Here is a 13,389-nt window from a genome sequence, read left to right as displayed (position 1 = left end):
TCCGATTGCTTCGGAGCGCCCCAAACCGGGGCAGCGCTGCATGTTTCGCGGGCGATATCGCACCGAATTTGTGCTTTATTCGCATTACTTCCCTTGTAGTTTTCAGTCCAGACCAGACAGAGCGTAGAGTTTGAACGTCGATGAAGCGGCCAGACCGGTACGTACAGCGTGGTATGCACTTCAAGGCTTTGAAGCCCGTGACTGAATACGTCGCGCACTGTCGCTGTGCTGGTATTCCTGAAGCCCGAACGGTCTCGCGTGCCGGCTCGTCCAAGAGCGCGTCTACAAGCAGGGGATCGGAAGACCATTTCTGCTACCTCAGTGGTATTAGTGCGCATCAACGTCGCCAAGGCGCACATGGATGCCTCGGTGCTGGGCGGCAAGCCTGATGCCGAGCGATTGGACAGCGGGGCCGAGGCTCACTCGGCGTTGGCCGCTGCGTTAAAGCCGATGAACGCGGCACTAGTGGTGATGGAGGCCATCGCAGCTACGAAGCGGCATGGGCGGGCGCGCTGCAAGCTGTTGGAATGCCAGTGGCGGTGTTCAATCCGCGTCAAGCGCGCGACTTCGCGAAGTGCATGGGACGACTGACCAGGCCCGACCGTATCGCTGCGCACATCCTCGCCGATGTGCTGGTGCTCCGTGACGATCTCGCCAGCCTCATCCGCCCGCCGGCCGATGCGTAGCAGCATGCGCTGGCGGCGCAGGACACGCGCATGCGCCAGCTCCTGACGGTGATGCTGTCGGGGCGACAGCGGCCAACGCGCCCTTGATCGCAGAGCTTCCCGAACTCGGCAAGTTCAATCGGAGCGAGAGCGCGGCACTCGTGGGCGTTGTCCAATCGGGATTGACAAACTGGTGACCGACAACTGTAAGGAATTTACGGACCGCCTGTTTGCCAACAAGAAACGCGAATCCAGTGGCAACCATGAGTTAGACCAACTGTGTCAGGAGTTACGCTTTGAGCACCGGCTGACAAAAACCCAGGACCCCCAGAACCAACGGCATGGTGGAGCGGCTCAACAGCCGCATAACGGACGGTCTGAAGACTCACCGATTCAACAGACGTGAAGACATGGGAGCAGACCTTGCTGCGTTATGTGGCTCTGCACAGTCACCAACTGCCGCAGGCAATCCCAGCTGTTCGGAAACGCACCCAAGGACTCGCCATGTTCGCACTGCCATTGACCGCCTCCCTTCCCAGCACGCCGGCCAGCCATGTGTTCGGCCGCTTTGCTGCATCTTCTACACCACGCATGGCTGCGCAGAGCCCCGCCGCTGCCCTCAGCGCGCTGCGTGCCGATATGGCGACCAATTTCGAGGAAGAAGAGTTCGACTTGGCTCGGCGCGTGCGTGAAGTGGGTGAGTGGTAAGAACTATTCGAGCATGGGGTAGCGACTCAAGTAGCTGCAGTGCCGACCGGGCGCGACATGAGCACGCTGGTGTAGTTGGTGAGCGGCCTCCAGTCGCATTCGCCGACCACGCGGTAGCCCCAGGATTCGTACATCGCAATCAATGCATAGGCCGGTTGGGCCGTGTCCAGTGCCAGGGAGGCGGCCCCCGCATTGCGCGCCCTCCGCACCAGCTCCCCGTGCAGCAACTTCCCCAGGCCCTGGCCCTTGAAGCGGGGCGCCACGCAGAACTGCGTGATGGACCACACCGTGCTGTCGCGGTACAACGCTACCTTCGATTCCGGCTGCGGCGCACGCAAGGTCGCCGTGGCCGCATAGTCCCCATCGATTTCCATGACCAGTGCCAGGCCCGAGGCCAGGCGCTTGGCCGTGTTCTCCACCGTCTGGTGGGTGGCCCAGTAGCGCAGGCCCTTGGCGGCGTGCGAGGCGTACGCCGACTGGACGAGCACGGTCAGTCGCTCCAGATCGTCGTGCGGGAATAGCTGGCGCAGGCTGGGTGCAGAAGAAGGTCTGGTGGTCACGGCATCGGTCCGGGCAGGTGGGGCTGGTCAAAGCGTGAGCCACCAGGTTTCTCCCACCAATTGTTGCCCGAAGTCCTCATAGGGCTTGGGCGCGATGGCGGCATACAGTTATGAGTATTCCCCGCGATGTTCCGCACCATTCTCACCGCGCGCCTGCTCACTTCTGGGGAGAAAATTCCAGCAAGGTGATGCTTGATTCTGACGCCTTCAGAGGCTAAATATCTTGCCCGGATTAAGTATGTTGTCGGGGTCTAGAGCACGCTTAATCGTCCGCATCATCTGGAGCCCCCCAGGACCCGCCTCCATAGCAAGAAAATCTTGCTTGTGCAGACCGATGCCGTGTTCGCCCGTGCACGTTCCCTCGAGGAGCATCGCGCATTCAACAACACGCCGACTCATCGCTTCTGCTAGGGCGCGCTGCTTGGGGATGCCTGGATCAACGAGATAGGATACGTGGTAGTTGCCGTCACCTACATGGCCGACGATGTAATAGGGCAAACCTGAGCTGTCGGCATCACTCACCGAGTCAGCGATAGCTTCGGACAAACGGGAGATTGGGACGCAAGCGTCGGTTGTGACAGTGCGACAACCCGGGTAGGCCGCCATGCCCGCAAAATACGCGTGATGTCGCGCCGTCCAAAGTCTCGTGCGTTCTTCTTGGGTAACGGCCCATTGAAAATCCTCTCCGCCGTTGTCCGATGCGATCTGCTGTACGGTCCTAGCCTGCGCTGCAACTTCTTGTTCGCTGCCTTGGAACTCAATGAAGAGCATCGGTGTTTCCAGCAGCTGTAGGTGGGCGTACTTGTTGACGGCGCGTACTGCATGGGCGTCCAGCAATTCCACCCGCGCGATCGGAATGCCGATCTGGACGGTGGCAATGGTTACAGCCACAGCCTGGGAGACGCTACGGAAATTGCATACAGCCACTGATGACGCTTCTGGTACCGGATACAAACGGACGGTGACCTCTGTAATCACTCCAAGTGTACCTTCGCTGCCAATGAATAATCGCGTTAGGTCGTAGCCTGCACTACTCTTGCGAGCGCGCGTGCCGGTGCGAATGACTTCCGCTGCTGCAGTGACCACTTCCAGCGCCAGCACGTTTTCTCGCATCGTTCCGTACCGCACCGCGTTAGTTCCCGAGGCCCTGGTGGCGCACATGCCACCCAGCGACGCATTAGCACCAGGATCCACGGGGAAGAATAGCCCCGTGTGCCGGATCTCAGCGTTCAACTGCTCGCGCGTGACCCCAGGCTGCACGGTAGCCGTCAGGTCGTCTGCATCGATCCGCAGAATGCGGCTCATGCGCGACAGGTCCAGGCTTATGCCTCCCTGTACCGCGAGCAAATGGCCTTCTAGCGAAGTACCGGCGCCGAATGGAATTACCGGCACGAGGTGCTTTGCGGCCAAGCCCAAAGCGGCGACGACATCTTCAGTTTCCTCGCAGAAAACCACGGCATCGGGCCCAGCCACCTCGAACGGCGACTCATCCCGACCGTGTTGCTCTCGCACAGAGAGAGCAGTCGAGAGGCGCGCTCCAAAGATCATTCTGAGCTCGTCAATAAGTGACCCAGGCACCGGACGTCGCGCAATTCGGGGCCAGGCAGAATCGGAGCTGCTCATAGTGCGTTGTCCATCTTAAGGGCGGCCTTACGAGCATCACGGCAAGACGACGGGCGCCTTTTCCTGTACACATTCTTGGATAGAAACCAGGTCTTTGCGCACCATTGAGATGCGCTCGCAGGATTTGGCCCTGGTCCCAAATAAAAGACGATCAATCCTTCACCTCCGAAATAGCTGACGCTGACTCCGCCAGCGTTGCAAATCACATCGAGTACGACTAGTACGCCACTATCGACCAGAACGTCGTCTGCAAGCGGGCCAGTGGTCCCGTTTGCGCGTTCCAGAAGCAGGCGCGCTTGCATGCGGGCTCCATCGACCGTCACCGTACTCACAAGCGCAGCTTGAGTCACTGATTGCACGTCACGATGATCTGTGCCAACTGCGCAGTGGCGTCAGAGCTGCGTGGGTTTACCACCGTGCCAACGCGGTCCTGTATAGCCAAAACCTGAACTCTGGGTGAAGCGAATAACTCTTCCGCCTTTGGCCCAACGTTCCCAAAGCGCTGCACTGGCACTCGCGCTCGTTGAAGATCTAATCCGATCCGCTGCGTCCACAGACAGTCCGTCGTAGGCGTGACATGAAAAAGATGAGAAATTTCCTGACGATGCTCCGCTTCGCGCAATTTGGCGCTAAAAAATTTTAGGCGCTGGGGTCATCGCGCTGGTTCTTCAACCGCGATGCATTGCACGTAATGCGCGCACGATGGGGCTACAAGCGGTAGTCCATGACATCATGCAGATCCACACAGCACTGATTATGGTGATCCATGGAGCTGAGACAAATGCGCTACTTTGTGCGCATCGTTGAGCGCGGCAGCATGAGCCGTGCAGCGCAAGAGCTGAATCTAGTGCAGTCTGCCCTGTCTCAACAGATCAGTCGACTTGAAGGAGAACTTGCCACACGGTTGTTGCACAGAAGCCCGAGGGGAGTGCGTCCAACGGAAGCAGGTGTTGCGTTTTACCGTGAGGCGCAATTGGTGCTGAGGCATGCTGAGCAGGCGAAGCGGGTGGCGCAACAATCACGGATTTCTGGCAGTGTCAGGGTCGGTCTCGCCCCCACAACCTCCTCTGTTCTGGGTCTTGCGCTTTTGACGGCAATGCGCCAACGCTATGCGGATGTGCAATTGCAGGTTGTAGAGAGCCTGTCCGGCCATCTGACCGAAATGCTTAACGCACGACAGCTGGACCTTGCCGTTCTGTTCGACACCGCCGCCGCCGCCGCCAGACGCTTACAGATATATCCGCTGCTGCAAGAAAGACTTTTCTTCGTGCAGCCGATCCAGCGGCCTTTTATCGACCCGATGCTGGAAACTGTGCGATTGTCTTCACTCTCGCAGGTCCCGTTGTTGCTGCCTAGTGGATTGCACGGCTTGCGCAGCGTCCTGCAGGCGGCCTTTGGTCGCGCGCGAGTCACACCCCTAGTCGTTGCAGAAATCGATGGTCTAGCGCTTTTGATGGATGCGGTTGAAGCAGGCCTCGGTGCCACGATTCAGCCGTGGTCGGCAATGGGGCGCTATCAAAATTTGACGAGCCGCTTTACGTTTGCCGAGATCTCCAATGCGCAAGTGCATCGTGACAATATCTTGTGCGCGTTATCGGATGACGAGCTTTCACCAGCCGCTCACGCCACGCGGATCGTGCTGACCGACTGCGTTCACAAGCTAGTCGAATCTGGCGGGTGGCGTGGCGCCCAGCTTATTCCTGCCGTAGAAGTAAGCGATCTCGATCTCTGATGGCCCTATCAGCCAGATGCTCTGGTCAACACCAATGATGGTCTTTAGAGTCGCGTTATGTTTGATGTTCTGGTTATTGGTGGTGGAAATGCGGCCTTGTGTGCGGCGATCTGCGCTCGCGAAGCAGGTGCGACCGTGATGTTGCTGGAGGCATCACCGCGTGCTTGGCGCGGCGGTAACTCGCAGCACACCCGCAACTTGCGGTGCATGCACGATGGACCGCAGGACGTGCTGATCGACGCATATCCTGAAGAAGAGTACTGGCAAGACCTACTCAAGGTCACCGGGGGGTTGACCGACGAACATCTAGCGCGCCTGACGATTCGTGCATCGTCGAACTGCCGCGACTGGATGCGTCGTCATGGTGTTCACTTCCAGCCCCCGCTGTCGGGCGCGCTGCATGTCGCACGCACTAACGCCTTCTTTATGGGCGGCGGCAAGGCTCTGATCAACGCCTATTTCCGCAGTGCGGAGAAGTTGGGCGTGAAAATTCGCTATGACACGCCGGTGGTGTCTGTCGAGCTTGACGGCGAACGCTTCGTAGCCGCACGGACCGAGAAAGGAGAACGCATTGAGGCCAGGAGCTGCGTGATGGCAGCCGGTGGCTTCGAATCGAACCGTGCGTGGCTGCGCGAGGCTTGGGGCCAGAACGAGCGCGGCGAGTGGCCGGCCGACAATTTTCTCATCCGTGGCACGCGCTTCAATCAGGGTGTGTTGCTGAAATCCATGCTCGATGCCGGTGCTGACCGCATTGGTGACCCGTCTCAGGGCCACATGGTGGCCATCGATGCGCGCGCACCGCTCTACGACGGCGGCATCTGCACGCGCATCGATTGCGTCTCGCTGGGCGTGGTGGTCAACCGTGAGGCGGAGCGCTTCTATGACGAAGGCGAGGATTTCTGGCCTAAGCGGTATGCAATCTGGGGGCGACTGGTGGCGCAGCAGCCAGGGCAGATAGCCTGGTCGATCATTGATCAAAAAGCAGCCGGTCGCTTTATGCCGCCAGTATTTAGCGGTACGCAAGCGAACACGCTGGGGGAGCTGGCCAGGAAAATCGGCCTCGACGAAGCAACTTTCATACGAACCGTGGAAGCCTACAACGCTGCCTGCCGCGTTGGGCGCTTCGACCACACCACACTGGACGACTGCCATACCGAAGGCGTGACGCCCGCGAAGACGCACTGGGCGCGGCCACTCAGCACCGCACCCTTCACTGCATACCCGGTACGTCCGGGAATTACCTTCACATACCTCGGGCTGAAAGTCGATGAGACTGCGGCGGTGCGCTTCAACGGCCTGCCGAGCCCTAATCTTTTTGTAGCAGGCGAAATGATGGCCGGCAACGTGCTGGGAAAAGGCTATACCGCCGGCGTGGGCATGAGCATCGGCACCGCTTTCGGCCGCATCGCCGGTGCTCGCGCCGCGAGCGCCGCACTGAACACTCCTCACGTTTCTTCGGAGGCCGTCCTTGCAGCAGCTTACTGACCTTGTAGCGCAAGCGCGTGCCGACGCAGACGGCACCGGCGTCTCCCCATCGCGCGTCATCCCGATCCACCCAGTCCTGCCGCTAAGCGCCGCGGAAGGCGAAGTCGCGCGTATCCTGCAGATCTGCAATGCCTGCCGCTATTGCGAAGGCTTTTGCGCCGTCTTCCCTGCCATGACGCGCAGGCTCGAGTTCGGCAAGGCTGACACGCACTACCTGGCCAACCTGTGCCACAACTGCGGTGCTTGCCTGCATGCCTGCCAATACGCGCCACCGCATGAATTCGCGGTGAACGTGCCGCGCGCCATGGCTGAGGTTCGCTTGCAAACTTATCACGACTACGCCTGGCCCTCGGTCATGGGCGCGCTTTACCGCAAGGCTGGGCTCACGGTGGCGCTTGCGCTGGCCGGCGGGCTAGCATTGTTTCTGGTGCTTGCAATGTGGATGTCGGGCTCGCTGCTCCACGAGCCGCTGGCGGGCAACTTCTATGCGATCTTTCCGCACAACTTTCTAGCGGCGGTTTTCGGCGCGGTTTCTCTGTTTATTGTGTTGGCACTAGGCATGGGATCGCAGCGTTTTTGGCGCGACGTTTCTCCTACCGGCAGCTATCCACGCCCCGAAGTGCAAGGCGTGCGCGCCGCGGCCAGCGCAGAGGCATTGCACGATGTGCTGCGACTGAAGTACTTAGGCGGCGGCCATGGCGAGGGGTGCAACAACGAGGACGACCGCTTCACACTATGGCGTAGGCGCTTCCACCACTTCACCTTCTACGGCTTCATGCTGTGCTTTGCGTCGACCAGCGTGGCGACGCTCTACCACTACTTTTTTGACTTGCACGCGCCCTACGCGCTGAACAGCCTACCGGTGCTACTGGGCACGGCCGGTGGCATAGGCCTACTGATAGGGCCCATCGGCCTGCTGTGGCTTAATCTCCGCCGTGATCCGGCGCATGGAGACCAGGCTCAGAAGCCGATGGATCGCGGGTTCATCGCGCTCCTTTTTCTAACGAGCGCCACCGGTCTCGCATTGCTGGCATTGCGCGATACCTCATTGATGGGTCTCTTGCTGGCCATCCATTTAGGGGTGGTGATGGCGCTGTTCATCACTTTGCCATATGGCAAGTTCGCGCATGGCATCTTTCGAAGTGCGGCGTTGCTGAAATTCACGATCGAAAAACGCTTGGCTAGTCAGATTCGGACTGGGGCTGAATGATTCTCGAATGACCAGAACGTGTCGGTGGGTAAGGAGATGCCATGTCGCGGAACAACCGCTGCGTATTTTTCGCCTTCCCATTGATCTCAGCCTCTGTCTTAGCGGTGCTGGCCAGCATCCAGACCGGAAATATGCGGCGGGGCTGTGATGATTGAGCTGCGGCATCTACGCTACTTCATCGCTGTTGCCGAGGAATTAAGCTTTCGTCGCGCCGCCGAACGGGTGCACATCGATCAAACTCCCGTCTCTCGAACCATTCGCGACCTGGAAGATCAACTCGGTGCACAGTTATTTGTTCGCGCTTCTCGCAAGCTGCACCTGACACCAGCCGGCCTGCGATTGCTCAAGGAGGCACGAAAGGTCTTCATCCGTGTTGAGCGTGCGCACCGGGCCGTCCGAGAAACGGATGCACGCTTCCGTGCTCCGTTGCGTATCGGCATCGCCGATGGCATCGCACAGCCCAAACTCTCTGAATGCTTTATCCGCTGGCGGGAGACGGCCCCGGAGATCCCATTGGAACTGACTGAAATGCGCGCTTCGGAACTGGCAGACGCATTGCAGCGCGAAGAGCTCGATGGAGGCTTCTCGTTCGGTCTGCCGAATAACGACGCGATTGTGCAGCAGCCTGCATGGAGCTATCCAGCCATGGCACTGGTGCCCGCCGGGCACGAACTGGCATCGCAGTCCGTGCTTTCTATTGCTGACGTGCTCGCCTTCCCCTTGCTGTCATGGCATGCTGATCGACAGCCGGGTCTTCGACAGCAGTTGCGGGCCATCGTGCAGCGTCATACAGTGACACTCACCCTCGCGGGAGAAGCTAGCACGCTGACCGGCTACATGATTCGCATCGCCGCCGGAATGGGCGTGGGCCTGGGGGACGCTGGTCACGCCGCCACGCTACACCGCAACGACGTGGTGGCTGTGCCGCTGGACGAGGACGAGCGCATTACCACATTCGTGCTGCACAAGCACCAGCGCTTCGGCTTGCCAGAGGCGCTGCAACGTTTCGTTGCGCACACTAAAACTTTGCATTAGTCGTTACAGCCATCGCTTGTGTGACGCGCCGTAGGGCGTCATCGGCGCTGGACAGCTTGCGCCTTTGCCTCGATGCTGCCATGCGCTGACGAGTTAACCGCATTGAAAGCGCAACTTTGTCGTTCGAGGCCAGCTCCTTCCGCCAGCTTACGCCACAACCCGCCCCATTGCGCGCCCATGGGTGTGCGGATTGGCGACTCGAGTCCAGACTCAGGCAAGCGGTGCCAATGCGGCACATGCGCGCTGGAACCAAGACGCGAAGGAGGGGTTGCTCATGCCGACTCGGGGTGCGACAGGCATTTTGTTCGGACAGATTGTTGTGGTGCTGGGTGTCACCCTTGGCGGCGTCTGGGCGGGCACGCAGTGGACGGCGCATGCGCTGGGCCACCAGGCCCGGCTCGGGCCGCCGTGGGTCAACGTTTCGGGCCTGCCGGTCTACGAGCCGTGGAAGCTTTTCGAGTGGTGGTACTTCTTCGATGCCTACGCACCTCATGTGTTCGAGCGCGGCGGGATCATTGCCGCGTCGAGCGGGATGCTCGCCACGGGCGCGGCCATCGGCATGGCCGTCTGGCGCTCACGGTTGGCCAAGCAGGTCACGACCTACGGCTCCGCTCGATGGGCCGAGCGTGAAGAGATTGCCGAAGCTGGCCTGACCCGGCCTGCCGGCGTCTTCCTGGGAAAGACCGCGCATAAGGACGCCGACTACCTGCGCCACGAAGGTCCGGAGCACGTCATGGCCTTTGCCCCGACGCGCTCCGGCAAGGGCGTGGGCTTGGTCGTGCCAACGCTGCTGTCGTGGCCGGGCTCGGCCGTGATCCACGACATCAAAGGCGAGAACTGGAATCTCACTGCAGGATGGCGCTCGCGCTTCTCGCACTGCCTGCTGTTCAACCCGACCGACGCGAAGTCGGCCGCATACAACCCACTGCTCGAGGTGCGGCGCGGCATGCATGAAGTGCGCGATGTGCAGAACATCGCCGACATCCTGGTCGATCCCGAAGGTGCGCTGGAGCGGCGCAATCACTGGGAGAAGACCAGCCACGCCTTGCTCGTCGGCGCAATCCTCCATGTGCTCTACGCTGTCGAAGACAAGACACTGCGCGGTGTGGCGAACTTCCTGTCTGATCCGGCGTGCCCGTTCGAGGTGACGCTGCACCGGATGATGACCACCGGGCATTTGGGTGAAGAGGTCCATCCCGTCGTCGCCTCCGCAGCACGCGAAGTTCTCAACAAGAGCGACAACGAACGATCAGGCGTGCTGTCCACCGCCATGAGCTTCCTGGGTCTGTACCGCGACCCCACGGTGGCCGAAGTCACCTCGCGATGCGACTGGCGTATCGCCGACCTGATCTCAGCGGCGCACCCCGTCTCGCTTTACCTGGTCGTTCCGCCCTCGGACATCAGCCGCACCAAGCCGCTGGTCCGATTGATCCTCAACCAGGTCGGACGGCGCCTGACCGAGTCGCTAGACGGCTCGGACGGCATCGCGCGCAAGCACAAACTTCTGCTGATGCTCGACGAGTTCCCGGCGCTGGGCCGGCTGGACTTCTTCGAGAGCGCCCTCGCCTTCATGGCCGGCTACGGCCTGCGTGCTTTCCTGATCGCGCAGTCGCTCAATCAGATCGACAAGGCCTATGGCCAAAACCATTCGATTCTGGACAACTGCCACGTGCGCATCGCGTTCGCGACGAACGACGAGCGCACGGCCAAGCGCATCTCGGAGGCGCTCGGCACAGCCACCGAGTTACGCGCGCAGCGCAATTACGCGGGCCATCGGCTCGCGCCGTGGCTCGGGCATCTGATGGTCTCGCGCCAGGAAACGGCAAGGCCGTTGCTCACGCCCGGCGAGGTGATGCAGTTGCCGCCGGACGACGCGGTGGTCATGGTCTCCGGCCATCCGCCGATCAAAGCAAAGAAGCTGCGGTACTACCAGGACCGGAACTTCACCCTGCGCGTCCTGCCTGCGCCGATACTGACCGAGAGCGTCTTTACGGACCGACCTGCGACACGGCCTGACGACTGGAGTGGCCTGTCACCGCTAGCAGCGCGGATGCCTTCATCAGCCGAAGATGTCAGCGGCCTGGCCGACGAGGGTGGCCATCAGCTCAAGCCCGAGCTGGATCTCGCTGCCGATGCACCATCGCTTCCAGACGCCGACGGCCTGCTGGTGCTCGATGACGAAGACGACGCACCGCTCCGGCCGCAGGATGTGGACCGGCAACTGATGCGCACTGCGCGCCTGGCCGCACTGGACCCTGACGACGGGATCGCGCTATGACCCGCGCCCGCTTAAACATCTTCATCGAGCCGGACCATGCGAAACGCCTGGACCAGGTTGCGGCGCACAAGGGTGTGTCTAAATCGGCCGTGGTCGCCGCCGCTTTGGCGTCTTTCCTTTCGCCTGACGGAGAGGACCAGCGCGAGGCGGCCATCGCCAAGCGATTGGACCGGCTCTCGCGGCAATTCGACCGGCTGGAACGTGACCAGAACGTGCTGATCGAGACGACAGCCCTCTACGTCCGCTATTTCCTCACGGTTTCGATCCCTGTGCCGGAGGGTCAGCAGGAGGCGGCGCGCGCACAGGGTCGCGCCCGCTATGCGCAGTTCATCGAACAGCTCGCGCGCCACATCCAGCGCGGACGCAGCCTGGTGCGCGAAGTCCATGAAGACATCGGACCCGCCGAAGCTGCTGAACCGATGCAAGCCGGTGCCCAGGCGGGGTCAGGCACCGACCCCCAGGAGGTTCATCGTGAAGCTACCTGAGCCGAACGCCGTGGACACCTCGCTGGAGCGGCGCGTCCGCATGTTGCGCACGGCCATGGGGCCGGAGATCGCGGCAGCTTTGGAGGATCCCGAGATCGTCGAAGTGTTGCTAAACCCGGACGGTTCGCTCTGGGTGGACCGACTGGGCACGGGCCGCGAAGCCACCGGCACGGCGCTGCCGCCGGCCGTGGCCGAACGGATCATCCGGCTGGTGGCCGCGCACGTTCGCACCGAGGTGCATGCGGGCGCGCCGATCCTGTCGGCCGAGTTGCCCGAGACCGGGGAACGTTTCCTGGGCGTGTTGCCGCCTGTCGTGCGTGCGCCGTCCTTTGCGATCCGTAAGCGAGCGCTGCGCATCATGACGCTCGCCCACTACGTGGCCGACGGCGTGATGACCGAAGAGCAGGCGGCGTTCCTGCGACGCGCGGTACGCGAGCGCCTGAACATCGTCGTTGCGGGAGGCACCAGCACCGGCAAGACGACGCTCGCCAATGCCTTGCTCGACGAAATCGCCGAGACGCGTGACCGTGTGCTGATCCTTGAAGACACGGTGGAGCTGCAGTGCCGCAGCGATGACCATGTGGGCATGCGTACCGAACCGGGCGTCAGCACCATGGCCGACCTGGTGCGCGCCACGCTGCGGCTGCGGCCGGACCGCATTGTCGTCGGCGAGGTGCGCGGCTCCGAAGCACTGGACCTGCTCAAGGCCTGGGGTACCGGGCATCCCGGAGGCATCGCAACCGTGCATGCCGGCTCGGCGCACGGCGCCCTCACGCGGCTGGAACAACTGGTGCAGGAGGTGTCGGTGACCCTCCCGCGCGCTCTGATCGCCGAGGCCGTCAACGTCATCGTCTTCCTCGCCGGTCGCGGCCGAGTGCGCAGCGTGCGCGAGATTGCACGCGTCATCGGCCACGACAGCCATGACTACCAGCTCAGCACCGAGCTGGTGTCTTCCTTTCCACCCCTTCCCCCAACCAACCCTTCCACCAACGGAGAGCCTTCATGACGACTTCACGTATTGCCGTAAAACCGCTTTTGCATTTCGCCGCCCTAGCGGCGCTGCTTCTGGCCGTGGCGCTGCCGGCGCACGCGGCCGGCTCGAACATGCCCTGGGAAGCGCCTCTGCAATCGGTGCTCGAATCCATCCAGGGGCCGGTGGCGCGGATCATCGCGGTGATCGTCATCATCGCAACGGGCCTCGCGCTCGCCTTCGGCGACACCAGCGGCGGCTTCCGCAAGCTGATTCAGATCGTGTTCGGCCTGTCGATTGCCTTCGCGGCATCCAGCTTCTTCCTGACCTTCTTCAGCTTCACGGGCGGGGCGGTGCTGGCATGAACACCGCCACCGGAAGTCTGGTCGGCTTCGAGGTGCCGCTGCACCGGTCCTTGACCGAGCCGATCCTACTGGGCGGTGCGCCGCGCACCTTTGCGATTGCCAACGGCACACTGGCCGCCGCGGTCGGCTTGGGCCTACAGCTCTGGCTACCCGGCCTCGGGCTATGGGTCATCGGACATTCGCTCGCCGTTTGGGGCGCACGTCTCGACCCGCAGTTCATGCAGGTCTTCTCGCGAAACATCAAGCACCGGCAGTTGCTGGACGTATGAGGTC

General features: G+C 61.7%; 13 protein-coding genes and 2 pseudogenes. 12 read left to right on the top strand and 3 right to left on the bottom strand.

Going from position 1 to position 13,389, the window contains the following annotated elements; translation table 11 throughout:
- Window positions 1–306 precede the first annotated feature (306 nt).
- The 3 genes and pseudogenes from ACK41V_RS07020 to ACK41V_RS07010 all read left to right on the top strand — a co-directional run.
- Window positions 307–758, top strand: a pseudogene (locus tag ACK41V_RS07020) (transposase); the annotation flags it as partial.
- A gap of 76 nt (window positions 759–834) precedes the next feature.
- Window positions 835–1,133 (top strand): annotated as a pseudogene (locus ACK41V_RS07015) (IS481 family transposase); the annotation flags it as partial.
- Window positions 1,134–1,169: 36 nt separating this feature from the next.
- Entirely contained in the window at window positions 1,170–1,373 is a 204-nt protein-coding gene (locus tag ACK41V_RS07010; protein WP_409779832.1) for a hypothetical protein, read from the top strand.
- A 26-nt stretch (window positions 1,374–1,399) separates the two neighbouring features.
- On the opposite strand, the gene ACK41V_RS07005 is transcribed toward ACK41V_RS07010, so the two are convergent.
- The 3 genes from ACK41V_RS07005 to ACK41V_RS06995 all read right to left on the bottom strand — a co-directional run bounded on the left by ACK41V_RS07005 (window position 1,400) and on the right by ACK41V_RS06995 (window position 3,888).
- Window positions 1,400–1,933: a GNAT family N-acetyltransferase gene (locus ACK41V_RS07005; RefSeq protein ID WP_409779752.1), complete on the bottom strand. Its 534-nt coding sequence runs from the start codon at window positions 1,931–1,933 to the stop codon at window positions 1,400–1,402.
- Between the two features lie 207 nt (window positions 1,934–2,140).
- The gene (locus tag ACK41V_RS07000) at window positions 2,141–3,556 is read right to left on the bottom strand and encodes an FAD-binding oxidoreductase (protein WP_409779749.1); all 1,416 of its coding nucleotides are present in this window, start codon (window positions 3,554–3,556) and stop codon (window positions 2,141–2,143) included.
- Window positions 3,553–3,888 (bottom strand): hypothetical protein, encoded by a 336-nt coding sequence (locus tag ACK41V_RS06995; RefSeq protein WP_409779829.1) that lies wholly within the window; start codon window positions 3,886–3,888, stop codon window positions 3,553–3,555. Before ACK41V_RS06995 ends, ACK41V_RS07000 begins: the two co-directional genes overlap by 4 nt.
- Window positions 3,889–4,322: 434 nt before the next feature.
- On the opposite strand from ACK41V_RS06995, the gene ACK41V_RS06990 reads away from it, so the two are divergent.
- From ACK41V_RS06990 to ACK41V_RS06950, 9 genes are all read left to right on the top strand, one after another.
- Entirely contained in the window at window positions 4,323–5,288 is a 966-nt protein-coding gene (locus ACK41V_RS06990; RefSeq protein WP_409779746.1) for a LysR substrate-binding domain-containing protein, read from the top strand.
- A gap of 57 nt (window positions 5,289–5,345) precedes the next feature.
- Entirely contained in the window at window positions 5,346–6,773 is a 1,428-nt protein-coding gene (gene tcuA / locus ACK41V_RS06985) for an FAD-dependent tricarballylate dehydrogenase TcuA (RefSeq protein WP_409779743.1), read from the top strand.
- Entirely contained in the window at window positions 6,757–7,983 is a 1,227-nt protein-coding gene (gene tcuB, locus ACK41V_RS06980) for a tricarballylate utilization 4Fe-4S protein TcuB (RefSeq protein ID WP_409779740.1), read from the top strand. The genes tcuA and tcuB overlap by 17 nt, the downstream gene beginning before the upstream one ends.
- A gap of 147 nt (window positions 7,984–8,130) precedes the next feature.
- Window positions 8,131–9,018: a LysR family transcriptional regulator gene (locus ACK41V_RS06975; RefSeq protein WP_409779826.1), complete on the top strand. Its 888-nt coding sequence runs from the start codon at window positions 8,131–8,133 to the stop codon at window positions 9,016–9,018.
- A 274-nt stretch (window positions 9,019–9,292) separates the two neighbouring features.
- A complete protein-coding gene (locus ACK41V_RS06970; protein WP_409779737.1) occupies window positions 9,293–11,296 on the top strand; it encodes a conjugal transfer protein TraG in 2,004 nt (667 codons plus the stop codon).
- Window positions 11,293–11,781 carry a CopG family transcriptional regulator gene (locus tag ACK41V_RS06965; RefSeq protein ID WP_409779734.1) on the top strand — a complete coding sequence of 163 codons (489 nt, stop codon included), beginning with the start codon at window positions 11,293–11,295 and terminating at the stop codon, window positions 11,779–11,781. Before ACK41V_RS06970 ends, ACK41V_RS06965 begins: the two co-directional genes overlap by 4 nt.
- 40 nt (window positions 11,782–11,821) lie before the next feature.
- Window positions 11,822–12,787: a P-type conjugative transfer ATPase TrbB gene (trbB, locus tag ACK41V_RS06960; protein WP_409779824.1), complete on the top strand. Its 966-nt coding sequence runs from the start codon at window positions 11,822–11,824 to the stop codon at window positions 12,785–12,787.
- Window positions 12,784–13,116: a TrbC/VirB2 family protein gene (locus ACK41V_RS06955; RefSeq protein WP_409779731.1), complete on the top strand. Its 333-nt coding sequence runs from the start codon at window positions 12,784–12,786 to the stop codon at window positions 13,114–13,116. Before trbB ends, ACK41V_RS06955 begins: the two co-directional genes overlap by 4 nt.
- A complete protein-coding gene (locus ACK41V_RS06950; RefSeq protein WP_409779728.1) occupies window positions 13,113–13,385 on the top strand; it encodes a VirB3 family type IV secretion system protein in 273 nt (90 codons plus the stop codon). Before ACK41V_RS06955 ends, ACK41V_RS06950 begins: the two co-directional genes overlap by 4 nt.
- The last annotated feature ends 4 nt before the right edge of the window (window positions 13,386–13,389 follow it).

It is taken from the genome of Acidovorax sp. (assembly GCF_046291265.1).
In the GTDB taxonomy this organism is placed as follows: domain Bacteria; phylum Pseudomonadota; class Gammaproteobacteria; order Burkholderiales; family Burkholderiaceae_C; genus Acidovorax.
This window is presented reverse-complemented; position numbering and strand designations above follow the sequence as displayed.